Here is a 25888-nt window from a genome sequence, read left to right on the forward strand (position 1 = left end):
CGAGCACGCGTCACGTCACGGCTGCCACCCGTCGCGAGCTGCTTCCCCGTTCCGGAGGTTAAGCGATGACGACACTCCACGCGGTCACCCACGGCCATCGATCGGCCGCTCTCCCGGTGCGCGACATCGGTGCCGACGACCTGAGGGCGGCACTCCGCGCCGGGTTCGACGACTTCCTGGCGATGCCCACGCACGTCATCTTCATCAGCCTGATCTATCCGATCATCGGCATGGTGCTCGCGGTGATGACCTTCGACGGCAACGTGATCCCGCTGCTGTTTCCGCTCGCCTCCGGCTTCGCACTGATCGGTCCCTTCGCGGCGGTCGGCCTGTATGAACTGAGCCGGCGCCGCGCGCGGGGGCTCGACACGGGCTGGGCGCATGCATTCAGGGGTCTGCGTCGCCGCGCCGTCGGCTCGCTCTTCGCTGTCGGCGGATTGCTCGCCACGATCCTCGTCTGCTGGCTCGTCGTGGCGCAGGGGATCTACTGGGCGCTCTACGATTCCTACGCCCCGGCGACGATCCTCGGCTTCGCGCACGAGGTGCTGACGACCGAGCGCGGCTGGGTACTGATCGTGCTCGGCAACCTCGCGGGCTTCGCCTTCTCGCTGATCACGCTCGCCGTCAGCGTCGTGTCGGTGCCGCTCATCGTCGGCCGCCACGTCGACGCGCTGACCGCGCTCGAGACCTCGGTCGCGGCCTTCCGGCAGAGCCCCCGCACGCTGCTGGCGTGGGGCTGCATCGTGGCGGGCCTGCTCGTGCTCGGATCGCTGCCGCTCTTCGTCGGGCTCGCCGTGGTGATGCCGATCCTCGGCCACGCAACCTGGCACCTGTACGAGCGCATCGTCGCCGGCTGACGACCGCCTCCGCGGGGCCGGCCTCCGGGCCCGTTTGCCCCCGGGGCGGGCGTTCGTCAGAACTTGCCGAGCATCGGGAAGTCGATGCTGAGCGTCGATTCCGTGGCGAGGGGCGCCTCGCGCCGGCGCGGCTTGCGGTTGAGCACCTGCTTCAGCTTGCCCTTCAGCACGGCCATGTCGAAGGGCTTCAGGATGAAGGCGTCGGCACCGGCCTGGTGGGCGACGTTGATATCCTCGAAGTCGAAGGACGATTCGGTGAGGATGAAGGGCGTGTTCATCAGGGCGTCGTCGCCGCGGATCTCGCGCAGCAGCCCGATCCCGTCCATCGGCTCCATGTCGAGGTCCGAGATCACCAGGGCGTACTTCCGTTCGCGCAGGCGTTCCAGGGCCTCGGGGCCGCTCGTCACGCCCTCGACCTCGGGGAAACCGAGCCGGTTCATCAGCATGATGACCAGCTTGAGGAGCTTTTCCTGGTCGTCGACGACGAGGATCGGTGGCGTATCGCTCATGGCGCGGGCTGGCTCGTGTCAGGGGCGGCGGACGGGCCGGTTTCCGAGGATGCGGTCGGCTAGATGAAGAGGTGGTCAATGCCCTGCTTCGACATCGCGTCGGATTGCAGGGACACGGCGAGCGCGTGGATGGTCGAGGCCTTCGGCGTGCCGCGCTGAAGCGTCGGCAGGAGGTTCGCCTTGTTGAACAGCGTCTCGGTGGCGGTGCTGCGCAGGCCGGTCTTGAAGGAATGGACGAATTCGCGCTTCGTGATCTCGCGCCACTCGCAGATCTGGACGTCCCGGTGCCGTTGATCCTCGGCGATCCGGTTGAAGGTCTCGTGGATCGACATGCGTTCCCCCTCGATCACCTGCGCGGCGAAGTTCTGCTCGATGATCAGGAAGCTCGTGATGACGGAGAACTCGTTCTTCTTCTGGGCCTGCCGCGTGATGTCGCCGAGCTGGTTGACCCGCAGCTGCGGATCCGACGACAGGTTCAGTCGGGAGAAGTAGATCAGGTGGACGAGGCTCGTCCTCTTGGCACGCATGACTGACTTCGTTCCGGCTCGCCTGGCCGCACATTACCGGGCCCGGCGATAACGGCACGTAAACGGGCGCGGCGACCGGCAAAAGTTGCCCGGCGGGGCGATCACGTCCGCGCGAATTTGCCGGGCGCCCTCGGCATGAGCGCGTGAAATCAACGACTTATCCGTGGCACGGCGGTTGCGGGACCGGGTCTTGAGGGCGTCCGCCGACAGGGCGGCGCCCACGGTTAGTGAGGCCGGGACCCATCATGGACATCTTCACCGCGCTGCAGACGGCCGTCACCGGACTCAAGGCGCAGTCCTACGCCATCGGCAACATCTCGGGAAACATCGCGAACTCGCAGACGACGGGCTACAAGCGCATCGACACGAGCTTCGTCGACCTGATCGCCGAGCAGACGCCCAAGCACGAGGTCGCCGGCACGGTGATGTCGCAGGCGCAGCTGACGAACTCGCTGCAGGGGCCGATCACTTCGACGAGCGTGCCGACCAACATGGCGATCAACGGCCAGGGCTTCTTCACGGTCCAGCAGAAGACGGGCGACGCCAACGGGCAACCGACCTTCTCGGGCAACAACCTCTACACGCGGCGCGGCGACTTCAGCCTCGACAAGAACGGGTACCTCGCGAACGGGGCGGGCGCCTACCTGCTCGGCGACAACCTCGACCCGGAATCCGGACAGGTCGTCTCCTCGGGGCCGATCAAGATCACCAACTCGACCCTGCCAGCCAAGCAGACGACCTCGATCCAGTACGGCGCGAACCTGCCCAAGGTCCCGGTCACCACCGCCTCGCAGGGGGGCGATGCGACGCCCTACGGCGTCACCGCGTCCATCGTGACCGACAAGGCCGCCACCCCCGCGACGCCGCCGATCACGGTCGCGGCGGCGGATGCGGAGGCGTTGCTGAACAAGAGCATCGCGGGGCCCGCCCTGACGGTCTACACCGCGAGCGGCGCGCCGATCTCACTCTCGACCCGCTGGGCCAAGGTTCAGGACGCGGATTCGACCACGACGCCGCCCAAGGATGCGGTCTGGAACCTGTACTACGCCTCGAACGCGTCCGCGGCGGCGAAGGACTCCGCCTGGATCAATGCCGGAGCCGCCTTCAGCTTCGATGCCTCGGGCAAGTTCGTCCCGCCCACGAATACGGCCGTCGCGACGGTCGGAACCGACGGCTCGGCCGCGATCAAGCTTTCGGACGTCACCGTCGACGGCGCCGATGTCGGCGACCTGACGATCAATATCGGGGCGAATGCCCTGACCCAGTACGCCTCCCCGGCCGGGTCGGTCTCCACCAACACGCTGACGCAGAACGGGTACGCGGCCGGCACCCTCAACAGCGTCTCGGTGACGGCCGACGGCAAGATCGTCGGCTCGTTCTCGAACGGATCGACCATCCCGGTCGCCACCGTCGGGATCGCCCGCTTCATGAATCCGGACGGCCTCAAGCCGGAATCGGGGGGGAACTACGAGCAGACCCTCGAGTCCGGCGTGCCGATCGCGGGGCTCAGCGGGGCGACCCTCATCGGCAGCAACGTCGAATCCTCGAACACCGACATTGCGGGCGAGTTCTCTAAGATGATCGTAACCCAGCAGGCCTACTCTGCGAACACGCGCGTCATGTCGACGGCCCAGCAGATGATGTCCGATCTGCTCAACGTGATCCGCTGACGGCAGCCCGCACGCGTGAGGTCCGGGCTCCGGGAGGGATAGCATGTCGATCAACGCCCTGAGCACCGCGACCGCCGGCTTGCAGGCGATGCAGACGGCCATCGGCGTCGTCTCGCAGAACGTCGCCAATGCCGGCACCGCCGGCTACGTCAAGCGCACCGTCACGACGGTGTCGAACGGCGCGGCCAATTCGGGCGTCGCCGTCGGCTCGATCAGCCGCACCTTCGACGACGCCGCCCTGAAGCAGCTGCGTCTCGAAACATCGGGCGCCGCCTACACCTCGACCAAGGCCGACATCCTGGCGCAGATCGACAAGCTCTACGGCACGCCCGGCGACTCGACGGCCCTCGACGCGACCCTGAACACCTTCACCCAGGCGCTGCAGGGGCTCGCCTCGAACCCCACCCTCGCCTCCGCCCGCACCACGGTGGTGAATGCCGCCACCATCCTGACCACCCAGATCGGCAGCATCGCGAGCAGCGTCCAGGACCTGCGCACCGGCGCCGAGAGCCGCCTGTCGACCGAGACGTCCGAGGCGAACGGCCTGCTCGCCTCGATCGCGAACCTGAACCTCAAGGCGTCAAGCACGTCGGACGACTCGGTCCGCGCCGGCATCCTCGATCAGCGCGATCAGCAGATCACGCAGCTCTCCTCCTATCTCGACATCAAGACCGTCAACCAGACCGACGGCACCGTCTCGGTGCTGACGAATTCCGGCGTGACCCTGGTCGACCGCGGCAACGCCACCACGCTGAGCTTCGACGGGCGCGGCACCCTCAGCGCCGAGTCGGCCTACTCGAGCGACCCGGGCAAGCGCAGCGTCGGCACCATCACGGCAACCCTCCCGGGGGGCGGCACCATCGACCTCGGGGCATCCGGCGCGCTCCGCTCCGGCTCGATCGCGGCGGAGATCGAGCTGCGCGACATGGTCCTGCCGCAGGCGCAGCGCCAGCTCGACGATCTCGCGGCCGGGCTCGCCGCGTCGCTCAGCGACAAGACGGTGGCCGGCACGCCGAGCGGCTCAGACTTCGCGCTGAACATCAGCGACCTGCAGAACCTCAAGCCGGGGAACACGATCACCATCCCGGTCGGCTCGGGCGCGGCCGTTCGCAACATCATCCTGGTCGCCTCCAAGAACGCGGGCGGCCCCGTCGATCCGAGCCAGACCGTCGATTCGAACGCGACCGCGCAGACCTTCCAGATCCCCAGCCCGCTCACGGCCGCGAGCCTCGCGACCGCGCTCAACGGCGCCCTGACGGCGGCCTCGGCGCGGCTGCCCACCGGCTACAGCGCCCCGACGGTCGCGGCGGACGCGACGACCGGCGCGCTGACCTTCTCGGGCGGCAACCTGAAGGGCGTCAGCGCGGGCATCACGGTGCCGGCGAGCGCCAGCGCCCTGACCGGCGCCTACCCGCAGATCCCGTTCTTCACCGATGGCTCCGGCAACACGCTCATCACCGGGTCGCTCGACGGATCGGTGCAGCGCACCGGCCTCGCCCAGCGCATCTCGGTGAACGCGCTCCTCAAGAACGACAGCTCGTCGCTCGTCGCCAACGCCACGACGAGCTCGCCGAACGGCGAGCGCCCGCAGCTGCTCTACGATGCGCTGACGAGCACGAAGCAGACCTTCTCCTCCGCGAGCGGCATCGGCGGCATCAACGCGCCCCACAGCGCCAGCGTCGTCGGCTTCGCCCAGGAGATCATTTCCGCCCAGGGCGCCGCCGCCACCTCCGCGCAGAGCCTCGACGAGGGCCAGAGCGTGGCCCTGGCCACCGCGCAGGGACGCTTCGCGACGAGCGCCGGCGTCAACATCGACGAGGAGATGTCGCGGCTCATCGAGCTGCAGACGGCCTACACGGCCAATGCCCGCGTGCTGACGGCGGCGCGCGACATGCTCGATACCCTCCTGCGGATCTGAGGACAGCCATGACGACCATCGGATCCTTCGCCGCGGGCAGCTACATCACCAACCGGAACACCGCGAACCTCGTCAACCTCAAGAGCCAGCTCGACGGTCTGACGACGCAGCTCACCACGGGCCGCGCCTCGGAAACCTATGGCGGCCTCGGCAGCGACCGGTCCACCAGCCTCAGCGCGCACGCGACCCTGAGCGCGCTCGACGGCTACGATTCCACCATCACGGGGGCGCAGACCCGCGTGAAGCTCGCCTCCGCGAGCATGACCCAGATCACGAGCCTCACGGCGACCTTGCGCAAGAGCATCGACAACAGCGCCCTGAACAACGGCGCCACGGCAGCCAACAACGCGCTCCTCGCGCGCAACAGCCTCGATTCCGCCCTCGACGCGCTGAACCAGCAATCAGCCGGGCAGTACCTCTTCGGCGGCCGCGCCATCGACAGCCCGCCCGTCGTCACCAGCGACGTCCTCCTCAACGGCGATGCCAGCAACCCGGCAGCGCCCCTGGCCGGCCTGAAGACCCTCGTGACCGAACAGATGAAGGCCGATCAGGGCAGCGGCGCCGGTCGGCTGACCCAGTCCTACACGGCGGGCGCGACGAGCGTCAGCGTTTCCGAAGAGGCCGATCCGGGCGCCCGGGCGAATTTCGGCTTCACCCTCGCGGCGGCCCCCACCGCGTCGAGCGCCTTCGCCACGGTCAGTCCGGCCTCGATCACGTCGGGCGCCTCGACGGCCGCCGCCGACCCGACCTTCGCCGCCGCCCCGAATGCGACCGACGCCTTTCGGGTGGTGGTCAACCAGGCCGATGGCAGCCAGGCGACCTACGACCTGACCGGCGCCGACCTCGCCGACATCAGCACGGCCGCCGCCGCGAAGGCCTCGCTGCTCGCGAAGCTCAGTCCGGGCAAGCTCGCGAGCGTCCAGAGTGCCGCTCCGCCCAACCTCACCGCGACCTTCCCGACCGCGGCGGCTTCACCGGGCGCGTCCTTCTCGATCGACGTCGCCTCGCAGCCGGCGGTCGGCGACAGCATCACGATCAAGCTCGCCCTGCGCGACGGCACCACCACGACCCTGACCCTCCAGGCGCAGTCGAAGGCCGACGCGACCTCGACCTCGGGCTTCACCATCGGGGCGACGCCGGCCGAGACCGCCCAGAACCTGTCGGACACCCTGCAGCGGGCGCTGAAATACGCCTCCGACACGACGCTGGCGGCGAGCTCGACGACGCGCGCGACCGAGGATTTCTTCGCAGGCTCCAACACGCCCGGCCTGGCGCCCCGGCGCATCGACTTCTCCGGATCGGCGCCGACCTTCTCCCAGGCCGCGTCTGCGAAGACCGTGATCTGGTACAAGGGCGAGGCATCGGCGACGGATGCGCGCGCCTCGGTGACGGCGCGCATCGGCGCGAACAGCACCACCCAGCTCGGTGCCCGGGCGAACGAGCCCGCCATCAAGGACGCCCTCTCGGCTTTCGCCGCGGCGGCCCTGTCGGATGTCGGCACGACGACGACGACCTCCGCCGACCGCTGGAAGGCCGTGGCGGCCCGCGCCACCAACCTCCTGCCGGCCTCCGGCGGCCTGGAAGAGATCACGGCGGATTTCAGCCTCGCGGCGAGTTCGCTCGGCAACGCGGCCGCGCAGAACAAGACCACCCGGGCAACGTTGCAATCGGCGGTCGACGGCGTGGAATCCGTCACGACCGAGGAGGTGGCCGCGAAGCTCCTGGCGGTGCAGAACCAGTTGCAGGCGAGCTATCAGGTGACCTCGATGCTGTCGAAGCTGTCCCTCGTGAACTACCTGAGCTGAGGCTTCGGGGCGTCCCGGGCGCGGCCCGCCCGACGCGAGCGGTCCCTGCCGATCCGGACAGACCGTGTTCGTTCCGTCCGGCACCCCGCCGGCGAAGCCGCTTGATCGGCGGCGGCGCCTTCGCCTATCTCTGGCGGGTCAGCGAGGCCGGAGCCCGGATGATGATCGCGGATCGAATGCGTGCGGGTCTCCTCGGCGCCCTGCTGGCAGCCGGCCTGACGCCGGCCGCCGCGCGAGAGCCGATCAAGGCACCCACCACAGAGGCGCTTCGCCCCTGTCCCGCCTACGGATCCGGATTCGTGCGGCTGCCGGGAAGCCGCAGCTGCATCCGGCTCTCCGGTCGGGTCGGTGCCGGGATGGACCTGCAATCCGGCAACAGGGGCGCCGCCGCGGCTCCGGCGGCGGCGGGCCGCTTCGCCATCGACACCCGCTCGGAATCCGAGTTCGGGCCGGTGCGGACCTTCGTCCGCATCGGCAACGGGCGCCCCTGAGGCCCGCTCAGAGGTTGCGGGACAGGACCAGGGGGCCGCTCCGCGCGCCGCGGCTCCGGCGGCGGCGGGCCGCTTCGCCATCGACACCCGCTCGGAATCCGAGTTCGGGCCGGTGCGGACCTTCGTCCGCATCGGCAACGGGCGCCCCTGAGGCCCGCTCAGAGGTTGCGGGACAGGACCAGGGGGCCGCTCCGCGCGCCGCGGCCGTAGGGCGAGGGCGCGAGCGAGGGCGCGCCGTAGATGGTGGCCGAGCGCGAGCGACCGATCTCCTCGGCCAGGGTCTTGATCAGGCCCTCGGACACGCTGCGCGCGGTGGCCAGCACCGCCTGGTTGGTCTCGACCTCGAGCATGAATTGCCGGTGGGCCGCCTTGAGGGTCTCGACGCCCTGCGGCGCGAACCGGGCGAGCGCGATGGCGTTGGCCTTGGCGGCCTCGAGTCCCTGCAGATAGGCGCCGGAGAGTGCCGTCTTGCGCTCCGATGCGGCGAGGCCCTCGCGCAGGCGCCCGGCGCGGACATGCCCGCTCTCCTCCGCGAGGATCCCGGCCAGCGCCTGCATGGTCGACATCACGTGCGCCACGAGGGCGTCGGCGCCGGAACGGTCGGCGACGCGGATCGGCTTCGCATCGGCGTCACGCGGCACGGGCGGCCTCCTGCATCTTCATCATCTCGCGATAGACCTGGTCGGCGATGCCGACGCCGCCGCTCTTCACGACCTGCGTGGCGTATTCCTTGGTCAGCATCGAGCGATAGACGCCACCGCCGGTGCCGTTCTCGCCGAGCGGCCCCTCGGTGCCGTCCGATTGCGCGACCCGGTCGAGGCTCTGCTCCAGGAACATCTGCTCGAAGTCGGTCGCGGCCTTGCGCGCCTTGGTGTCGGCGGCCTTGGTATCGGCGGCCTTGGTGGCGTCGTTGGCCGTCTTGGTGACGCTCGCCGCGACATTGCCGGCGATCGACTTTCCGACCTGCATGGCCGCCGAGGCGGCGAAGGTGGCGAGTGGCAGCATGGGGTTACCTCGCTGGGGCGGAGGGAGGGACGGGGCAGGGCATCACATCAGCTCGATGTCTGCTTGGAGGGCACCTGCGGCCTTGATGGCCTGGAGGATGGAGATCAGGTCGCGGGGGCCGACCCCGAGGGCGTTCAGGCCGTCGACGAGCTCGCGCAGGGTGACGCCTTCCTTGACCAGGGCCAGCTTGTTGCCGTCCCCGGTATCGACCTTCACGCCGGTGCGCGGCACCACGACGGTCTGGCCGTTCGAGAGCGGGTTGGGCTGGCTCACCTGCGGCTGCTCGGTGATCGTGACCGTGAGGTTGCCCTGCGCGATCGCCACGGTGGAGACGCGCACGTCGCGGCCCATCACGATGATGCCGGAGCGCTCGTCCACCACCACCTTGGCGGTCTGGTCCGGCTCGACCTTCAGCTGCTCCACCTCGGTGACGAGGCGGATCATGTTGCCGTGGTAGCGGGCCGGGATCTGCAGGGTCACGGTCGCGGGATCGGTCGGCTCGGCGGTGTCGCCGCCCATGAAGTCGTTGATGGCGGAGGCGATGCGCTTCGAGGTCGTGAAGTCGGGGTTGCGCAGGGACAGCCGAAGGCTGCGCGCGTCGTTCAGCTTGAAGGCGATCTCGCGCTCGACATTGGCGCCGTTCGAGATCCGTCCGTTCGTCGGGACGCCGCGGGTGACCTTGGCGGCGTCGCCCTCGGCCGCGAAGCCCGCGATGGCGACGGAGCCCTGGGCCAGTGCATAGACCTCGCCGTCGGCGCCGAGGAGCGGCGTCACCAGCAGGGTGCCGCCCTGCAGCGACTTCGCATCGCCGAGGGATGAGACCGTGACGTCGATGCGCGTGCCCTGCGCGGAGAAGGGCGGGAGGTTCGCCGTGACCATGACGGCGGCGAGGTTCTGGGTGCGCATCGTGGCGCCCCGGGTGTTGACGCCGAGGCGCTCCAGCATCGCCTGGAGCGACTGCTTGGTGAACGGGATGTTGTTGAGGGTGTCGCCGGTGCCGTTCAGGCCGACCACGATGCCGTACCCGACGAGCTGGTTCTGCCGCACGCCCTCGATCGAGGCGAGGTCCTTCACCCGCGACAGGGCCCAGGCCGGCGCCGCCCCGCTGACGACGAGCGTCGTCAGCGCGAGGACGAGGAGGCGGGCGAGGCGTAGGCCGGGGATTCGCGTGTTCATGCCGGGCTTCGATCGGGAACGGGTCGGGCCTCATCCTGCCAGCATCATGCCATTCGGGAGATTTCCCTAAAACTTTGCATTTGCTCGGATTTACCGAAGACCGCGCTCGGCCGCAGCGCCGTTCCGGAGAGCCGTTCCGTGCCGACCCGGCAGGTTCTGCCCGGCCGTTTACGAACGCTTAACCACGCGGGACGGAAGGTCGCCTCAAGGCGGCTTCGCTCGCCTCCTCCGAACGGTACACCGATGCGCGTCGATTCCCGCTTTGCCGCCCAAGGCCCGGCCTCCGTCGCCGCCGGACGGCGGACGAACGAGAGACGCAGCTTCTCCCTCGGCGCCGCGCCCGAGGCGGCCTCGGCCCACGCGCCCGCCGCGGCGTCCTCGCTCGCCGGGCTCGACGCGGTCCTGACGCTGCAGGGCGAGAACGAGACGCCGAGCGAGCGCCGCCGCCGCTCGGCCAAGCGCGGGCACGACCTCCTCGACGGCCTCGACCGGCTCAAGGCCGCGCTCCTGTCGGGCCGGGTGCCGACGCACGAGCTGCAGGCGATCGCCGGCCGCCTGTCGGACCGGGCCGCGACGAGCGGCGATCCGCGCCTCGACGGGCTCGTCGCCGACATCGAGCTGCGCGCGGCGGTGGAGCTCGCCAAGCTCGAGATGCGCCGCGGCGTCTGAGCGCGCGGCCGTTCCGGCGTTGACGGCTAAGCCGCGATCCCCGACAAAGCGCCCGCCTCAGACCCGGCGGCGCGACCGGGACGCCTCACCGTCGCGCCGTCCCACCGGCGCCGATGCTGTTCAATTCCTTCGTCTTCCTCCTCGCCTTCCTGCCCGCCGCGCTGATCCTGCACGGGCTCGCCGAGCGCTTCCGGCCGGACTGGCGCCTGCCGGTCCTCGTCCTCCTGTCCTTCGTGTTCTACGGCTGGTGGGACCTGCGCTTCGTCCCGCTCCTCGCCGGCTCGATCGGGGTGAACTGGCTCGTGGCGCGGGCCTTCCTGCGCGGCCGGGGCCGCAGCCTGATCCCCCTCGCGATCGCCCTCAACCTCGTCGTGCTGGGCCTCTTCAAGTACCTGAACTTCTTCGCCGACCTCGCCAACCTGATCCCCGGCGTCGCGGCCCCCCGCCTCGATTGGGTCCTGCCGCTCGGGATCTCGTTCTTCACCTTCCACCACGTGATGTACCTGACGGACCTGCGGGCCGGCCGCGCGCCGGCCTACGGCCTCGTCAAGTACGCCCTCTATATCGGGTTCTTTCCGCAGGTTCTCGCCGGCCCGCTGGTGCGCTGGAGCGAGATCATGCACCAGTTCGACGAGCGGCCCTACGCCCGGCCCGACGCGGCGGAACGCATCGGGCGGGGGGTCATGCTGCTCTGCGTCGGCCTCGCCAAGAAGGTCTTCCTCGGCGATCCCCTGGCGACCTACGTCAACCCGGTGTTCCAGGCCGCCGCCGCCGGCAAGGTGGTGACCGTCGCGGAGGCCTGGCAGGCGACCCTCGGCTTCACCTTCCAGATCTACTTCGACTTCTCGGGCTACACCGACATGGCGCTCGGCCTGGCGCTGCTGTTCGGCATCGTGCTGCCCCAGAACTTCGACGTGCCTTACCGCGCCACCTCGCTGCGGGACTTCTGGCGGCGCTGGCACATGACCCTGTCGCGCTTCCTGCGGGATTACCTCTACATCGGGATGGGCGGAAACCGGAGCGGCCTCGGCATCCAGCTCGCGGCCCTCCTCGCCACCATGACGCTCGGCGGCCTCTGGCACGGGGCCGGCCTGACCTTCGTGGCCTGGGGAGCGCTCCACGGGCTCGGCCTCGGCCTGGGGGTGCTCTGGCGCCGCGCGGGCGGGCGCATGCCGGCATTCCTCGGCTGGGGCCTCACCGCCCTGTTCGTGATCCTGACCTGGGTGCTGTTCCGCGCCACGAGCTTCGAGGCGGCGCTCGCGGTGTTCAAGGGACTGTTCGGCCTTGCGCCGATGGGGGCCGGCTTCAAGTGGCGCACCATCCTGATCGCGGCCGCGGTGGCGATGCTGGGGCCGAGCGCCTGGGCGGCCGTGCACCGCCTGCCGCCGCACCGGGGCCTCGCCGCCGCCTTCGCGGTGCTGTTCGTCATCGTCCTCCTGAAGATCGGGGACGATGCGAACTACGATTTCATCTATTTCCAGTTCTGACGCGATGGAGACCGCCCACATCGCCCAGACCCGATCCTGGCGCCGCTTCGCGACCGTGTTCGCCGCCACCGCCGCGGGGCTCGTGGCCGCCTACCTGGCGCTCGCCGTCGTGGTCGATCCCTACGACAGCGGGCGCTCGCGGCTGCTCTCGGTCGGGGGCGTGCGCCCGCAGGGTCCGCGCACCGCCGCCGCGAGCCGCGGCCGGAACCCCGCCTTCACGGGGGCGATCATCGGCAACTCGCACATCCAGCTCGTCGAGCCGGCCCGCCTCGGCGCGCTGACCGGAATCCCCTTCGTGCAGCTCTCGGTGCCCGCCACGGGGCCGGGGGAGCAATTCGTTCTGCTCGACTGGTACCTGCGCCACCATCCGGCCCCGCGGGCCCTCGTGGTCGCAGCCGACGAGTACTGGTGCACGAACGACCCGGCCCTGCCGAACGCCAAGCCATTCCCGTTCTGGTTGTTTTCCGACGGCGCGCCGGCCTATCTGCGCGGGCTGATGCGCTTTTCCGTGGCGCAGGAGGTCATCGGCCGGATCGGCTGGCTCCTGCGCGCGCGCCGCCCCCTCGCGCCCGCGGACGGCTGGTGGGATTACGAGCCGGATTACCTGCGCCAGGGCTACGCGGACGACCCGCGCCTCGTCGCCGACCGCGACCGGCGCCCCCCCGAGACACCGGATCCCGGGCGTGCCGGCCCGTTCCCGGCGGCGGACCGCTTCGCCGCGCTCCTCGCCCGCCTGCCGTCCGCGACGCCGGTGCTTCTCGTCTTCCCGCCCCTCTACGCGCCGGGCCTGCCCCGGCCGGGCAGCCCGCGGGAGGCGGCCGAGCAGGCCTGCAAGGACGCGGTCCGGCGGGCGCTCGCCAGCCATCCGGCGAGCGCCGTGCTCGATTGGCGCCGCGACCGGCCGGACTTGCACGACTCGGCACAATTCTTCGATCAGACGCATTACCGCCACCCGCTCGCCCGGCAACTCACCGACGAGATGGGAGCGAGCCTGCGACGGCTGATCCAGTCCCGGCCCAACCAGGACTAATCCGACTGGACTGTTCTCATCCGTACCACCGTGACGTGTTTGCCGCATGGCTCGCTGCATCTGCACGGTTAATCCGGTTCCGGCGTCAGTGTCCGTTGTCGCGACCTCTGACCTCGACTATACGGCACGAAATTATCGCCGCGGACCGGCCGTACGGGAAGTGTGAGGGCGACGAATGGCGAAGGTGGTGCTCGAGGACGGCTACGTTCCGACCGACGAAGAGCCCTTCATGAATGACCGGCAGCGCGAGTATTTCCGGCGCAAGCTGCTCGGTTGGAAGAACGACATCCTGCGGGAAGCCCAGGACACCCTGGTCGCCCTGCAGAGCGAGAACGAGAATCATCCCGATCTCGCGGACCGCGCCTCGTCCGAGACGGACCGGGCGATCGAGCTGCGCGCCCGCGACCGCCAGCGCAAGCTCACCGGCAAGATCGATGCGGCGCTCGCCCGCCTCGAGGACGGCTCCTACGGCTATTGCGAGGAGACCGGCGAGCCGATCTCCCTGAGGCGCCTCGATGCACGGCCGATCGCGACCCTGTCGCTCGAGGCGCAGGAGCGGCACGAGCGACGCGAGCGGGTTTACCGCGACGATTGACCTCGAGGATTGCCCGGCCGCGTGCGCACAATGAAATCGCGCGCGGCCGTCGAGATTTCGAATATTGCAGTGCGGCAACGCTTGAGTTTCTCGCGCGCCAATAGTGTGATTCTACACCGTTCCGAGCTGCGACAACTTTAGCAGTGACGGAACTTAGGCGCGTCCTGCCCATTCTCGACAGATACCTCGGGCGAGGATTTCGAGATGGACAACAGTATTCTGATCATCGTGCTGGCGCTTGCGACGCTGGTGATCGTCGCGGGCGTCGCCCTCTGGCAGCGCTCGCGCGTCGCGGCGGCCAAGGGGGATCCCGGCCGCTCGGCCTTCACCGAGCACCATGGCGGCGCCCCCCGGCAGAACCGGCCGGGCACCGAGCACTGAGGCGCTGAGCGCCGGGCGCGGGCGTCGATGCCGGCGCGGCGCCCGGAACCGTCTCAGAAGGGCAGCAGGATATCGACGAGCTGCTGCCCGTAGCGGGGCTGCTGCACATCCGTGATCTGACCGCGGCCCCCGTAGGCGATGCGGGCTTCGGCGATCTTCGTCGAATCGATCGTGTTGTCGGATTCGATGTCCTCGGGCCGGATGACGCCGGCCACGATCAGCTCGCGGACCTCGAAGTTCACCCGGATCTCCTGCTTGCCCTCGACGACGAGATTGCCGTTCGGCAGCACCTGCGTGACGATGGCCGCCACGTTCGTGGTCACCTGCTCGGCGCGCTGCACCGAGCCGGCGCCGTCGCTCGACGTGTTCGAGGTGGCGTTGAGCAGCTTGTCGGCCGCGATGCCGGCGGCCTTCACCCCCGCGTTGCTCTCGAGCCCGAAGGCATTCGGCAGCCCGAAGCCTTCCGTGTTCGAGCGCGAGCGCTTGGTCTCGTTGTTGAGATTCGCCTTGTCGGTGACGTTCACCTTCACGGTGACGAGGTCGCCGATGCGGGCTGCCCGCTGGTCCTTGAAGAAGGCGCGCGAGCCCGTGCGCCACAGGGAGTTCGGCGCGTAGGAGACGGGCTGCACCTCCGGCATCGGCAGGCGCACCGGGCGATAGCCCGGCTGCGCGGTCGGATCCTGGATCGCCGAGAGGTTCGGCTGGGCGCCGATCTGCGAGAGCCGGTCGACGGTGTTGCAGGCGCCGAGACTCCCCGAGGCGAGGAGGGCGGCGGCGAGGGCGAGGGAGCGGCTGGCGGGCATCGGACGCGGACTCGTGCTGAAATTCAGGGCGCTGGCGGCGGGCCGTCAGCGGCTCGGAGCGTCGAGGGCGGCGCTGGCCTGCCGCTGCGGGGCGGCGGGGCCGACGGAGACGCGGCCCGGGCCGACGACGGTGGCCTGGAGGATCTTCTTCGAGGCTCCGTTGACGACGTTGATGGTGGCTCCGAGGCGTCCGCTCTCGCTCGCCGAACCGCGCATCGACAGGGAGATGCCGGGCGCGTCGTACACGATGGTCACGGCCTCGCCGCGGTTGACGAGTTCGGGCGGGGCGGTGTCGCCGGTGCGCAGCACCGAGCCGGCGCTGAGCGTCCGCTGGGCAACCTCGGCGACGATGCCGGAGATGCCGGATTGCGCATCGGGCGGCGAGCCTTCGCGGGGGCGGCGCTCGAGCGTGATGTCGGCGGCCAGGACCGGCTCGCCGCGGCTCACCGTGCGGGCGAGGACCGCGACCTCCCGCATCTCGACCACGAGGCCGGAGACGCGCAGCGAGGCCTGGCGCTCACCGAGGCTGATGAGGCCGCCGATCCGGCGCGAACGCGGATCGTAGGTGACGTCGAGGGCGGCGGCCTGGCCGTTGAGGTCGACGGGGGCGAGGAGCACGGGCGCTTCCCCGTCGAGGCGGACGCTGATGCCGCGCGGGTCGAGGCCATAGGCGGTCTCGAGGCTGCGCTTGAGGGCGGCCTCGATCTCCGGCGCACCGACCCGGCGCACCGCGCGCTGCACCGCGATCTGCACGCGGCCGCCGGTCTCGACCGAGCCGAGGCCGATCGCCGCCACCGCCTCGACGATGCGCCGGGCCTGGATCGTTCCGGTCGCGCCGAGCGCGGGGGCACGGAACAGGGGCCGCTGGCCGGCCTCCTGGGAGGCACCCTCGACGAGGTCCCCGAGGGTCAGGATGTCGCCCCGCGCCGTCACGTCGCCGCGCAGGCGCAGCGCGCCGCCGGCGAGCGCCGGCAGCGTCAGGACGCCGACCGCGAGCAGGGCCGCGAGCGCGAGGGCGGCGCGCCCCAGCATCCCGAGGCCGAGGGGGGCGACGCGGCGCGGGCTGGCCTCCGCGAGGGGCCTCAGGGCCTGCGTGGAATCGGGCAGGAGCATCGGAATCACCGGAAGCCTTAGCTGCGGAACATCTGGGAGGTCGTGGAGAGCATCTGGTCGGCCGCCGTGACGACCTTCGAGTTCATCTCGTAGGCGCGCTGCGCGGCGATCAGGGACGAGATCTCCGTGACGGCGTTCACGTTCGCCTCCTCGAGGTAGGATTGCTGCAGGTTGCCGAAACCCTCGGCGCCCGGCAGACCGTTGATCGCGGGCCCGGAGGCCGCGGTCTCGATGAAGAGGTTGTCGCCGATGGATTCGAGGCCGACCTTGTTGACGAAGCGGGCGAGCTGGAACTGCCCGAGGGCCTGCGGCGCGGTCTGGCCCGGCAGGGTCGCCTGGACGGCGCCGGTGGCGCTGATCGTGACCGCCGTGGCGGTGTTCGGCACGGTGATGCCCGGGTCGACGAGGTAGCCGTCGCGGGTGACGAGCTGGCCCTGCGCGCTGAGGTCGAAGGAGCCGTCGCGGGTATAGGCGGTGCGTCCGTCGGGCATCGTCACCCGGAACAGGCCCTCGCCGCGGATCGCGACGTCGTAATCCTTCTCGGTCGAGGTCAGCGTCCCCTGCGACATGATGCGGGCAGTCGAGACCGTCTTAACGCCGGAGCCGAGGGCGAGCCCGGCGGGCAGCTGCGTGTTCTGGTCCGAGGTCGAGGAGCCGGAGCGGCGCAGGTTCTGGTAGAGGAGATCCTGGAAATGCGCCTGCTGACGCTTGTAGCCGGTGGTGCGCAGGTTCGCGATGTTGTTCGAGATGACCTGGACGTTGAGTTCCTGGGCCGCCATGCCGGTGGCGGCGGCGTAAAGCGCGCGCATCGGTGCTTATTCCTTGTCCGGGGCGGGCTCAGGCGACGTCGGCGAGGCGGCGGATCGCCGTGCCCCGCATCTCGTCGAGCCGCGAGATCATGCTGGAGACCATCGTGTAGCTCCGGTTCACGTCCATCAGCCGGGTCATCTCGACCACGGGGCGGACGTTGGAGCGCTCGAGGGCGCCGGATTCGAGCCGGCCCGCGATGCCGGCGGGCTGCGGCTGGCCGGCCGCGGAATAGAGGTTCGCGCCCTCGTTCTTGAGCTGATGCGGGTTGGCGAAGCTCACGAGGCGGATCCGGCCGCGCACGCCGAGATTGGTCGAGACGGTGCCGTCCGGCCCGATCGCGACGCCGGTCTCCTGCGGGCCGAGGGTGATGGCCCCGGCCTCGCCCTGGACCGCGTAGCCGTCGCTCGTCACGAGGTTGCCCTGGTTGTCGAGCTCGAAGGCGCCGTTGCGGGTATAGCGCGGCCCCTGGGGCGTCTGCACCGTCAGGAAGGCCTCGCCCCGCACCGCCACGTGCAGCGGGTTGCCGGTCTGCTCGATCGCACCCTGGGCAAGGTCGAGGTTCGTGCCCTGGTCGATCACGTAGGAGATGCGGCGATCGTTCGTCTGGAACGTATCCGCGCTCGCCACCGGCGCCAGGTACTCCTGGAACCGCGAGTTGCGGCCCTTGAACCCGGTGGTCGAGACGTTCGCCATGTTGTTGGCGATGACGTCGAGCTCGCGCTGCAGCGCGACCTGGCTCGAGACTCCGACATACAGGGCGTTTTGCATCTGAGGACCCATGCGACGCGGGCGGCGTCGTTAACGACAACCGCATCCGCCGTGCCAGTCCGCCACGATCTCGTATTCCCTTATCCGACAGTCGCTTAGGGGGAACGCCCGGTGTTGCGCCGGGGACGCAGGAACGGACAGGCGGCAAAGCCGACCCGGCAGATCTTGCCGGCTTAACGGGTCATTAACCGTACGAACGGATACCTCGTGGAGGAAGGACGCCGAACCCCGCGCGGCCCTCCGGGATCCTGGGTTGCGGCACGATGGCCAAGAAGCCGAAGAAGGCCCCCGCCGAAGGCGAGGGCGGCGAGGTCGAGGCTCCGAAGAGCAAGAAGAAGCTCGTCATCATCCTGGCGGCGGTGCTGCTCCTCGGTGGCGGGGGCGGGGGCTTCTTCCTGATGAAGAAGAAGGCCGCTTCCCATGCCGAGGGCGAGCATGCCGAGGAGGTCAAGAAGCCGGTCGTCTTCCTCGACGTCCGCGAGATGATCCTCAACCTCACTCCGGAGCTTGGGCAGGACAAGGCGCGCTTTGCCAAGCTGCGCATCGCCCTCGAACTGAAGGACGCCAAGGCCGAGAGCGAGATCAAGCCGCTGATGCCCCGGGTCGAGGACACGCTCCAGGTCTACATGCGCGAATTGCGCGCGAGCGACCTCTCCGGCTCGATGGGGCTCTACCGGCTGCGCGAGGAGCTCCTGCGACGGGTCAACGTCGCGCTCTATCCCGCCAAGGCCGAGGCGGTGCTCTTCAAGGACGTGATCATCCAGTAGCGGATTGTCGAGACGATCATGGAACCCGACGACCCGAGCATGGAAGACGACTGGTCCGCGGCCCTCCTCGAGCAGAACGGGGAAGGCGGCGGCGACGCCTCGCTCGCCGAGGAATGGGGCGCGGCCCTCGCCGAGCAGGGCACCACCCGCAACGCCAGCGACGTCGCCGCCGAATGGGCGACGATGATCGAGGACGGGGAGAGCGACAACCTCCCCGAGCTCGCCGGCAACGACCGCATCCTGAACCAGGACGAGATCGACGGCGTCCTGGGCTTCTCCCTGCGCGAGCTCTCCGCCTCGGGTGCGGGCGGCGTGCGCGCCATCGTCGATTCGGGCGTCGTCCAGTACGAGCGCCTGCCCATGCTCGAGATCGTCTTCGACCGGATGATCCGGTTGTTGTCGACGAGCCTGCGCAACTTCTTCCAGGACAACGTCGAGGTGACCCTCGACAACATCACCTCGGTGCGCTTCGGCGACTACCTCAACGCGATCCCGCTGCCGACGCTGCTCGGGGTGTTCCGGGCCGATGCCTGGGAGAATTCCGGCCTCGTCACGGTCGAGTCGAACCTCGCCTACTCGACCCTCGACCTCCTCCTCGGGGGCAAGCGCGGCGGCTCCTCGAGCCGGCTCGACGGGCGGCCCTTCACGACGATCGAGATGCAGCTCGTGCGCCGCCTCGTCGAGATCATCCTGGGCGACCTCGAATTGTCGTTCCAGCCGCTCTCGCCGGTGCGGTTCCTGATCGACCGCATCGAGACGAACCCGCGCTTCGCCACCATCACCCGGCCGGCCAACGCCGCGATCCTGATCGGCCTGCGCCTCGACATGGACGGGCGCGGCGGCCTGCTGCAGATCCTGTTCCCCTACGCCACGATCGAGCCGATCCGTGAACTGCTCATGCAGAGCTTCATGGGCGAGAAGCTCGGCCGCGACCATGTCTGGGAGGGCCACCTCGCCACCGAGATCTGGCAGGCGGACGTGGCGATGGAGGCGGTGCTCCACGAGATGATGCTGCCCTTGAAGCGCGTGCTAGCGCTCAAGGTCGGCGACACCCTGATGTTCGACGCCAAGCCCACCGACCTGATCACCGTCCGCTGCGGAGACTGGGCCCTGACCCAGGGGCGCATCGGCCGGGTCGACGACACCATCGCCGTGCAGGTGACGCGGCCGCTGCGCCGCTCCCGCACCACGCTCCAGGCCTTCGAGGCCTCGATGAACAACCGGAACGACGGGTAGCGCCCCATGAGTGTCCTCGTCACGCTGCTCGCCGACCTCCTCGTGGCGGTGCTCCTCGTCGCCACCATCGTGTCCTCGATGCGCCTGTCCCGGAAGATCGCCGTGATGAAGGGCGACGAGGCGGCGCTGCGCCAGACGATCGGCGACCTCATGGTGGCGAGCAACACCGCCGAGCGGGCGATCGCGGGCCTGCGCAACGCCCTCGACGAGTGCGACCGGACCCTGGCCGAGCGCCTCGGCACCGCGGAGCGCTACGCCACTGACATCGCCGCGCAGGTCCAGGCCGGGGAGGGCGTGCTCGCCCGCATCGGCGCGATCGTCTCCGAGATGGGCAGTGCCGCCCGGGCGCCGCGCCCCGTGGTCCCGGCGCCCGCGCCGGAGCCCGTGGTCGCCGCTCCGCCGCCCCCGCCCGCGAGCCCGAACGGTGAGCGCCTCGGCGCCGCGGCCGCCGCGGCGCTCGCCATGTCCGAGCGCGCCCTCAGCCGTGTCCGGAGCCGGGCCGCGTGAGCGAGGCGCCGAAAGCCGCGGTCGCGGCCGCACCGCAACCCTTGCTGCAGGCGGCGCGTCCGAGCCTCGCCGGCACCGCCGTCGCGCAGGCCGTCCCCCGCAATCCCGCCCCGCGCAAGCCCGCGGCGGCCGGCACGGCCCTCGGCCTGTCGCGCAAGCGCCCGGTGCGCCCGCTGAAGCTGCGCCTGATCGATGCCGTCAGCCTCGCGGCGGCCGGGCTCCTCGTCCTGAAGCTCGCGACCCTCCTGGTCGAGCCGCCGAGGGTCGACCAGGAACTGCCGGATTTCGCCCGCGTCCTCGCCAGGGCCCGGACCGGCTACGAGATCCCCGATCCGACCACCACCGGCTCCGTCAGCCCGAAGGAGGCCGAGAAGCCGGCGGATGCCAGGAAGCCGGAGCCCGCGGCGGTCCAGGCCCTGCCCGAGCCGGTCTCGCCGACCGAGCGGGCGCTGCTGGAGAAGCTCGGCGCCCGCCGCGACGCGCTGAAGCAGCGCAGCCAGGACCTCGACCTGCGCGAGCAGATGCTCGGCGAGGCCGAGCGCAAGCTCGAGGGGGGCGTCAACGACCTGAAGCAGGCCGAGGACAAGGCCGATGCGGGGGGCGGCAAGAAGGCCGAGGCCGAGAAGGCGGCGCTGCGCAACATCGTCACCATGTACGAGACGATGAAGCCGAAGGACGCCGCCCGCGTCTTCGACCGGCTTCATCACGACGTGCTGGTGCCGATCGTGCTGGCGATGAACCCACGCAAGATGGCGGAGGTCCTCGCCGTGATGCAGCCGGAAACCGCCGAGAAGCTCACCGTCGCCCTGGCGAACCGGGCCCGCGGCGTCACGGGCCCGCAGGCGCAGGCGAATGCCGGCGCGGCCCTGCCGCCGAACGAATTGCCGGCGATCGACCCGACGCCGAGCCCGCCGCCGAGCCTGCCGCGCTGAGGCACCGCAAGCCGACGGCCTCCCCCGGGATGGAGGGAGGCCGCATCGGGCAAATCATGGGCAAGTCATCCGGCGGGCCGCGGCTCAGGCCGCCTGTCGTCGGGCCTCCGCGGCGAAGGCCGGGGCGATCTCCACGGGCGCGCGCGCGCCCGTCGCCCGAACGAGACCGGCCGCGTCCGCGAGGGCGCCGGCGCGCAGTTCCAGCCCGAGGAAGCGCTCGCGCGCGAAGGGGCCGGGCAGGCACAGGCCCTCGGCGAGCGCCTGCGAGAAGCCGAATCGGGCGTAGTAGGGGGCATCGCCCACGAGCAGCACCGCGGCGTGGCCGAGCGCCTCCGCCCGGCCGAGGGCCGCGTGCATCAGCACCTTGCCGAGCCCCTGGCCGTGCAGGGCCGGGTCGACGGCGAGCGGCCCGAGCAGCAGGGCGTCCCCGGCCTCGCCCGCTGCGACGTTCCACAGGCGCACGGTCCCGACGAGGCGGCCGCGGCGCGTGGCGGAGAAGGCGAGGCGGCGCGCGGGCAGGCGGCCCTCACGCAGGCGCTCCGAGGTCTTGGCGAAGCGCGAGGCCCCGAAGCACGCGTCGAGCAGTCGCTCGCGCGCCGAAACATCGACAGCATGCTCGTCACGGATCTGGATCACGGCCGTACCCTTCCCAAGCGTTGGGAGAAGCGACAGCCCTCGCACCGGCCTCCCACGAGGCCGGCCGTCCGGGATGGATGAGGCTGATGGGCGCAGGGAATGCGCGAGGCCCGGACGAGGTTCCCGTCCGGACCGGTCAGGGCGCGAGCGCCGTCAGATCACGATCTGCTCGAGCGGGGGGAAGCCGTTGAAGGCCACCGCCGCGTAGGTCGTCGTGTAGGCGCCCGCGCCCTCGATCAGGACCTTCTCGCCGATCGAGAGGGAGACCGGCAGCGGGTAATGGTTCTTCTCGTAGAGCACGTCCGCGGAATCGCAGGTCGGGCCGGCGAGCACGCAGGGCGCCATGCGGTCGTCGTCGTGGTCGGTGCGGATCGCGTAGCGGATCGACTCGTCCATGGTCTCGGCGAGTCCGCCGAACTTTCCGATGTCGAGATAGACCCAGCGCACCTCGTCCTCGGCCTCCGACTTCTTCGAGACGAGCACGACCTCGGCCTCGATGATGCCGGCGTTGCCGACCATGCCGCGGCCGGGCTCGATGATCGTTTCGGGCAGGCGGTTGCCGAAGTGCTTGGTCAGCGCCCGGAAGATCGCGTCGCCGTAGGATTCCACCCCCGGCACCGCCTTGAGGTACTTGGTCGGGAAGCCGCCGCCGAGATTGACCATCTGCAGGCCGATGCCCCGCAGCGCGCATTCCTGGAAGATCATGGAGGCGGAGGCGAGGGCCCCGTCCCAGGCTTCCGTGTTGCCCTGCTGCGAGCCGACGTGGAAGGACACGCCGTAAGCGGTGAGGCCCTGCCGGTGGGCGTGCTCCAGCACGCCGATCGCCATCTCGGGCACGCAGCCGAACTTGCGCGAGAGCGGCCACTCGGCGCCGGCGCCGTCGCAGAGGATGCGGCAGAACACCTGGACCTCGCCGGCCTCGATGCCGGCGGCGGCGGCGGCGCGCACGATCTTCTCGACCTCGGCCTCGCAATCGACCGCGAAGAGGCGCACCCCGAGCTTGAGAGCGCGGGTGATGCAGCGTTCCTTCTTGATGGTGTTGCCGAAGGAGACCCGGTCCGCCGTGGCGCCGGCGGCGAGCGCCATCTCGATCTCGACCACCGAGGCCGTGTCGAAGCAGGAGCCCATCTCGGCGAGCAGGCGCAGCACCTCCGGCGCCGGGTTCGCCTTGACGGCGTAGAACACGCGGGTGTCCGGCAGCGCCCGGGCGAAGGCCGTGTAGTTGTCGCGCACGACGTCGAGGTCGAGCACCATCACCGGGCCCTCGTCACGGCCCATGTCGCGGCGTGCGCGCAGGAAGTCGCGGATACGATCGGTCATGGTCGTCCCCACCATAGGTTCGCAGGCGCCCGTCGAGGGGCGCGTTGTCGAAATCGAGCGATCCGGAAGGACCGCCGGCGTCAGGGGGCGATGCGACGCGACGCTCGGCGCGCTTTGGAGACGCGACGGGCATTGCGGGCGCAGAGCACCCGGAAGCTGCCTTGGATTGGTAGGGGGAACCCCAACCGCACTGCGGGCAAGGAGAAACAAGCCTCTTCGGTGCCGGCCTTTGGAGGGCCGACGAGACCAAAAAAGCCCGTTCGTCGTTGCTTTAAGCTGCGTCCCCCGTGGAGAGCGGGGTTCGCCGGTTTCGCCTCCGGCTGCCGGTTGTTGTCGGGGTCCGGTGTTGCCACCTGGATGCCGGCCGGAGGGAATCCACCCTGTCGACCATCGATCCTTTAAGACCCCTGGCGGCTGTCCGGCAGTTGGCCGGATGCCCACCAACCGACACGCGGCCACAGGCACGTGCGAAATTGGGCAAGCGGGATATACGTGCGGACCCTCTTCCTCACAAGGGAAAACAGCGCCGCAGGGCCTCGGAATCCCCGGACTTTCCCACAATTGTTGCACAAACGCCGCGGCGTCCCGCGCGGAGGCTTTCCAAGCGCCGCCGGAGCGCGCATCTCACCCTGCCGGGGGGAAGCGCCGCACCCGCCCCGACGCGATCCCGCATCCGCCCACGTTCAAGTCGAGGACCATGACCGAGCCCACCCGCCGCGCCGTCGTCCCGGGCCTTGCCGTGGCAAGCCTCGCCGCGGCCAGCCTTGCCGCGACCGGTGTCGCCGCCCCCTTCCTGTCCGGAAGGGCGCTCGGCCAGGGGGAGGGGCGCAACACCAGGCGCTTCAGCCTGGAGGACGTCGACCGGCGCGCGCGCGACCTCGCCAAGGCGCCCTTCGACCCGCGCGAGCCGGCGCTGCCGCCGCCGCTCGCGGGCCTCGACTACGATGCCTGGCGCGACATCCGCTTCCGCCCTGCCAAGGCGTTCCTCGGGGCCGAGGGCAGCCCGTTCCGGCTGCAGCTCTTCCATCTCGGCTTCCTCTACAAGCGCCCCGTCACCGTGAGCCTGATCCGGGGCGGCGTCGCGACCTCGATCCCGTATCAGGCGAGTCTGTTCGATTTCGGCCGGATCCATCTCGACAAGCCGCTTCCCGTCGATCTCGGCTTCGCGGGCATCCGCCTGCACACGACGCTCAACAAGCCGAACGTCCTCGACGAGCTGATCACCTTCGTGGGCGCGAGCTATTACCGCTTCCTCGGCCGCGACCAGCTCTACGGGCTCTCGGCACGGGGCCTCGCGGTGAATGTCGAGGGGGCGGGCGGCCCGGAGGAGTTCCCGTTCTTCCGCGAATTCTGGGTCGAGGTGCCCGAGAAGGCGGCGGAGGCCTGCGTGGTCTACGCGCTCCTCGACGGTCCCTCGGTCACGGGGGCCTACCGCTTCACGGTCCAGCCGGGCGACGAGACGGTGGTCTCGGTCGAGGCGAGACTCCATCCCCGCCGCGACCTCGACGGCATCGGCCTCGCGCCGCTGACCTCGATGTACTTCATCGGCGAGAACGACCGCGCCTTCTCGGACGATTACCGGCCGGAGCTGCACGATTCCGACGGGCTGCTGATCGCCGCGGGAAGCGGCGAGTGGATCTGGCGGCCCCTCGACAATCCGGCGAGCCGCCGCCTCTCCGCCTTCGCCGACACCAACCCCCGGGGCTTCGGGCTGATGCAGCGTGACCGCAGCTTCGAGGACTACCAGGACCTCGAGGCCGGCTATCATCGGCGCCCGAGCTGTTTCGTCGAGACGGCGGGATCCTGGGGGGAGGGCAGCGTCGTCCTGATGGAACTTCCGACGAACACGGAGACCGGGGACAACATCGTGGCATGGTGGCGGCCGAAGCAGCCCTACAGAGCCGGAGAGCCGGTCTCCGTCGCCTACCGGGTCCGGGCCATGGCGGCGGGAACACGCCTCCACGGCGGTGCCACGGTCGCCAACACCTACGTGGTCGGCGCTGCCGCGAGCGGCGCGGCGCCCGCGAGCGACCCGCGCGCCGCCCCGGCGGGCAAGCCCCTGAGCCGCCGCTTCCTGATCGACTTCACCGGGGGCGACCTCGCCTATTATATGCCCGACCCGGCCCTCGTCGAGGTCGTGGCCAGCACCGGGCAGGGAACGATCGTGGCGACCTCCATCACGCCCAACCCGCACATCGCGGGCTTCCGCGCGGCGGTCGACGTCCGCCTCGACGGCGCCGGGCAATCGACCGAGCTGCGGGCCTATCTCAGGGCCGGGAACCGCACACTCTCGGAAACCTGGACCTACGCCTGGGCCGCAGCGTGAGCGTGCCGGCCGCAAAGCTCAACCCGGTCGTCACCGTCCGCGAAGCGCGAAGCGGCGACCTCGACGCCCTCCTGGCGCTCGAACACGCCGCGTTCGCGAGCGATCGCGCCGAGCGGCGGGCGATCCGCCACGCGATCGCTTCGCCCTCGATGACCCTCCTGGTCGCCCTCGTGGACGAGGCCTCCGCCGAGCCGGTGCTCGTCGGCGCCGCGACGATCGAGCGGCGGCGCGGCAGCCGCAATGCACGCCTCTCCTCGATCGCGGTCTCACCGGCCCGCGCCGGGCTCGGCCTCGGCGGATTGCTGCTCGACGCCGCGGAGGCCGACGCGCGCCGGCACGGTTGCACCCGGCTCCGCCTCGAGGTCCGGGCCGATAACGGCGCCGGCATCCGGCTCTACGAGCGCCGGGGCTACGTCCGCTTCACGGTGCGGCCGGACTATTACGAGGACGGCATGGAGGCCTGGCGCTACGAGAAGGCGCTCGGCGAGGCGAGGCCGGGACCCCGGACGCGACGAAGCGCGCCCCGCGCGTGACGGGACGGGCTTCGCGC

General features: G+C 70.3%; 27 protein-coding genes. 16 read left to right on the forward strand and 11 right to left on the reverse strand.

Annotation, left to right across the window (positions count from 1 at the left end):
• Window positions 1–65: 65 nt before the first annotated feature.
• A complete protein-coding gene (locus F6X51_RS09000; protein WP_150962908.1) occupies window positions 66–857 on the forward strand; it encodes a DUF2189 domain-containing protein in 792 nt (263 codons plus the stop codon).
• A gap of 56 nt (window positions 858–913) precedes the next feature.
• Here F6X51_RS09000 and F6X51_RS09005 read toward each other — a convergent pair whose 3' ends face one another.
• Both F6X51_RS09005 and F6X51_RS09010 read right to left on the reverse strand, forming a co-directional pair.
• Window positions 914–1366, reverse strand: coding sequence for a response regulator (locus tag F6X51_RS09005; RefSeq protein ID WP_150962909.1), 453 nt, complete (start codon window positions 1364–1366; stop codon window positions 914–916).
• A gap of 59 nt (window positions 1367–1425) precedes the next feature.
• Window positions 1426–1893, reverse strand: a complete 468-nt coding sequence (locus F6X51_RS09010) for a BLUF domain-containing protein (RefSeq protein ID WP_150962910.1) — start codon at window positions 1891–1893, stop codon at window positions 1426–1428.
• A gap of 245 nt (window positions 1894–2138) precedes the next feature.
• On the opposite strand from F6X51_RS09010, the gene F6X51_RS09015 reads away from it, so the two are divergent.
• The 4 genes from F6X51_RS09015 (at window position 2139) to F6X51_RS09030 (ending at window position 7777) form a co-directional block, all read left to right on the forward strand.
• The gene (locus tag F6X51_RS09015) at window positions 2139–3563 is read left to right on the forward strand and encodes a flagellar hook protein FlgE (RefSeq protein ID WP_150962911.1); all 1425 of its coding nucleotides are present in this window, start codon (window positions 2139–2141) and stop codon (window positions 3561–3563) included.
• Between the two features lie 43 nt (window positions 3564–3606).
• The gene (flgK, locus tag F6X51_RS09020) at window positions 3607–5481 is read left to right on the forward strand and encodes a flagellar hook-associated protein FlgK (protein ID WP_150962912.1); all 1875 of its coding nucleotides are present in this window, start codon (window positions 3607–3609) and stop codon (window positions 5479–5481) included.
• A gap of 8 nt (window positions 5482–5489) precedes the next feature.
• Window positions 5490–7286, forward strand: coding sequence for a hypothetical protein (locus F6X51_RS09025; protein WP_150962913.1), 1797 nt, complete (start codon window positions 5490–5492; stop codon window positions 7284–7286).
• Between the two features lie 101 nt (window positions 7287–7387).
• A complete protein-coding gene (locus F6X51_RS09030) occupies window positions 7388–7777 on the forward strand; it encodes a porin (protein ID WP_246696715.1) in 390 nt (129 codons plus the stop codon).
• A gap of 158 nt (window positions 7778–7935) precedes the next feature.
• Here F6X51_RS09030 and F6X51_RS09035 read toward each other — a convergent pair whose 3' ends face one another.
• The 3 genes from F6X51_RS09035 to F6X51_RS09045 are packed head-to-tail and all read right to left on the reverse strand — an operon-like array spanning window position 7936 to window position 9958.
• Window positions 7936–8418: a hypothetical protein gene (locus tag F6X51_RS09035; protein ID WP_150962914.1), complete on the reverse strand. Its 483-nt coding sequence runs from the start codon at window positions 8416–8418 to the stop codon at window positions 7936–7938.
• Window positions 8408–8782: a rod-binding protein gene (locus F6X51_RS09040; RefSeq protein WP_150962915.1), complete on the reverse strand. Its 375-nt coding sequence runs from the start codon at window positions 8780–8782 to the stop codon at window positions 8408–8410. Before F6X51_RS09040 ends, F6X51_RS09035 begins: the two co-directional genes overlap by 11 nt.
• Window positions 8783–8824: 42 nt before the next feature.
• Complete coding sequence (locus F6X51_RS09045) at window positions 8825–9958, reverse strand: flagellar basal body P-ring protein FlgI (RefSeq protein ID WP_150962916.1); 1134 nt, start codon at window positions 9956–9958, stop codon at window positions 8825–8827.
• A gap of 243 nt (window positions 9959–10201) precedes the next feature.
• Here F6X51_RS09045 and F6X51_RS09050 point away from each other — a divergent pair, with 243 nt between their 5' ends.
• The 5 genes from F6X51_RS09050 (at window position 10202) to F6X51_RS27790 (ending at window position 14120) form a co-directional block, all read left to right on the forward strand.
• On the forward strand, window positions 10202–10627 hold the full coding sequence (locus tag F6X51_RS09050; protein ID WP_150962917.1) for a flagellar assembly protein FliX: 426 nt from the start codon (window positions 10202–10204) through the stop codon (window positions 10625–10627).
• Between the two features lie 113 nt (window positions 10628–10740).
• On the forward strand, window positions 10741–12114 hold the full coding sequence (locus F6X51_RS09055) for an MBOAT family O-acyltransferase (RefSeq protein ID WP_150962918.1): 1374 nt from the start codon (window positions 10741–10743) through the stop codon (window positions 12112–12114).
• A 4-nt stretch (window positions 12115–12118) separates the two neighbouring features.
• Window positions 12119–13144, forward strand: a complete 1026-nt coding sequence (locus tag F6X51_RS09060) for a hypothetical protein (protein ID WP_150962919.1) — start codon at window positions 12119–12121, stop codon at window positions 13142–13144.
• 175 nt (window positions 13145–13319) lie between these two features.
• Window positions 13320–13739: an RNA polymerase-binding protein DksA gene (dksA, locus tag F6X51_RS09065; RefSeq protein WP_150962920.1), complete on the forward strand. Its 420-nt coding sequence runs from the start codon at window positions 13320–13322 to the stop codon at window positions 13737–13739.
• Window positions 13740–13943: 204 nt separating this feature from the next.
• Entirely contained in the window at window positions 13944–14120 is a 177-nt protein-coding gene (locus tag F6X51_RS27790) for a hypothetical protein (protein ID WP_191970057.1), read from the forward strand.
• Window positions 14121–14173: 53 nt separating this feature from the next.
• Here F6X51_RS27790 and flgH read toward each other — a convergent pair whose 3' ends face one another.
• From flgH to flgF, 4 genes are read right to left on the reverse strand one after another with little or no spacing between them, the layout of a single operon-like run.
• Window positions 14174–14923, reverse strand: coding sequence for a flagellar basal body L-ring protein FlgH (gene flgH, locus F6X51_RS09070; RefSeq protein WP_150962921.1), 750 nt, complete (start codon window positions 14921–14923; stop codon window positions 14174–14176).
• A gap of 45 nt (window positions 14924–14968) precedes the next feature.
• Window positions 14969–16036, reverse strand: coding sequence for a flagellar basal body P-ring formation chaperone FlgA (gene flgA / locus F6X51_RS09075; RefSeq protein ID WP_150962922.1), 1068 nt, complete (start codon window positions 16034–16036; stop codon window positions 14969–14971).
• A 17-nt stretch (window positions 16037–16053) separates the two neighbouring features.
• Complete coding sequence (gene flgG, locus F6X51_RS09080) at window positions 16054–16845, reverse strand: flagellar basal-body rod protein FlgG (protein WP_150962923.1); 792 nt, start codon at window positions 16843–16845, stop codon at window positions 16054–16056.
• A gap of 28 nt (window positions 16846–16873) precedes the next feature.
• Window positions 16874–17614, reverse strand: a complete 741-nt coding sequence (gene flgF / locus F6X51_RS09085) for a flagellar basal-body rod protein FlgF (protein WP_150962924.1) — start codon at window positions 17612–17614, stop codon at window positions 16874–16876.
• Window positions 17615–17877: 263 nt separating this feature from the next.
• On the opposite strand from flgF, the gene fliL reads away from it, so the two are divergent.
• From fliL to F6X51_RS09105, 4 genes are all read left to right on the forward strand, one after another.
• On the forward strand, window positions 17878–18381 hold the full coding sequence (gene fliL, locus F6X51_RS09090) for a flagellar basal body-associated protein FliL (RefSeq protein WP_150962925.1): 504 nt from the start codon (window positions 17878–17880) through the stop codon (window positions 18379–18381).
• An 18-nt stretch (window positions 18382–18399) separates the two neighbouring features.
• Window positions 18400–19617: a flagellar motor switch protein FliM gene (gene fliM, locus F6X51_RS09095; RefSeq protein WP_150962926.1), complete on the forward strand. Its 1218-nt coding sequence runs from the start codon at window positions 18400–18402 to the stop codon at window positions 19615–19617.
• A 6-nt stretch (window positions 19618–19623) separates the two neighbouring features.
• Window positions 19624–20124, forward strand: coding sequence for a DUF6468 domain-containing protein (locus tag F6X51_RS09100; RefSeq protein ID WP_150962927.1), 501 nt, complete (start codon window positions 19624–19626; stop codon window positions 20122–20124).
• Window positions 20125–20270: 146 nt separating this feature from the next.
• Complete coding sequence (locus F6X51_RS09105; protein ID WP_150963209.1) at window positions 20271–21056, forward strand: MotE family protein; 786 nt, start codon at window positions 20271–20273, stop codon at window positions 21054–21056.
• Between the two features lie 84 nt (window positions 21057–21140).
• Here the strand turns inward: F6X51_RS09105 and F6X51_RS09110 are convergent, their stop codons facing one another.
• Together F6X51_RS09110 and F6X51_RS09115 are read right to left on the reverse strand one after the other, a co-directional pair.
• Window positions 21141–21692, reverse strand: coding sequence for a GNAT family N-acetyltransferase (locus tag F6X51_RS09110; protein WP_150962928.1), 552 nt, complete (start codon window positions 21690–21692; stop codon window positions 21141–21143).
• 153 nt (window positions 21693–21845) lie between these two features.
• The gene (locus F6X51_RS09115) at window positions 21846–23012 is read right to left on the reverse strand and encodes a type III PLP-dependent enzyme (protein WP_150962929.1); all 1167 of its coding nucleotides are present in this window, start codon (window positions 23010–23012) and stop codon (window positions 21846–21848) included.
• 697 nt (window positions 23013–23709) lie between these two features.
• On the opposite strand from F6X51_RS09115, the gene F6X51_RS28555 reads away from it, so the two are divergent.
• Together F6X51_RS28555 and F6X51_RS28560 are read left to right on the forward strand one after the other, a co-directional pair.
• Window positions 23710–25338: a glucan biosynthesis protein G gene (locus F6X51_RS28555; protein ID WP_246696717.1), complete on the forward strand. Its 1629-nt coding sequence runs from the start codon at window positions 23710–23712 to the stop codon at window positions 25336–25338.
• Window positions 25335–25871 carry a GNAT family N-acetyltransferase gene (locus F6X51_RS28560; RefSeq protein WP_407658491.1) on the forward strand — a complete coding sequence of 179 codons (537 nt, stop codon included), beginning with the start codon at window positions 25335–25337 and terminating at the stop codon, window positions 25869–25871. Before F6X51_RS28555 ends, F6X51_RS28560 begins: the two co-directional genes overlap by 4 nt.
• Window positions 25872–25888: the final 17 nt, after the last annotated feature.

Origin of the sequence: Methylobacterium planeticum (genome assembly GCF_008806345.1) — a bacterium.
Classification (GTDB): domain Bacteria; phylum Pseudomonadota; class Alphaproteobacteria; order Rhizobiales; family Beijerinckiaceae; genus Methylobacterium; species Methylobacterium planeticum.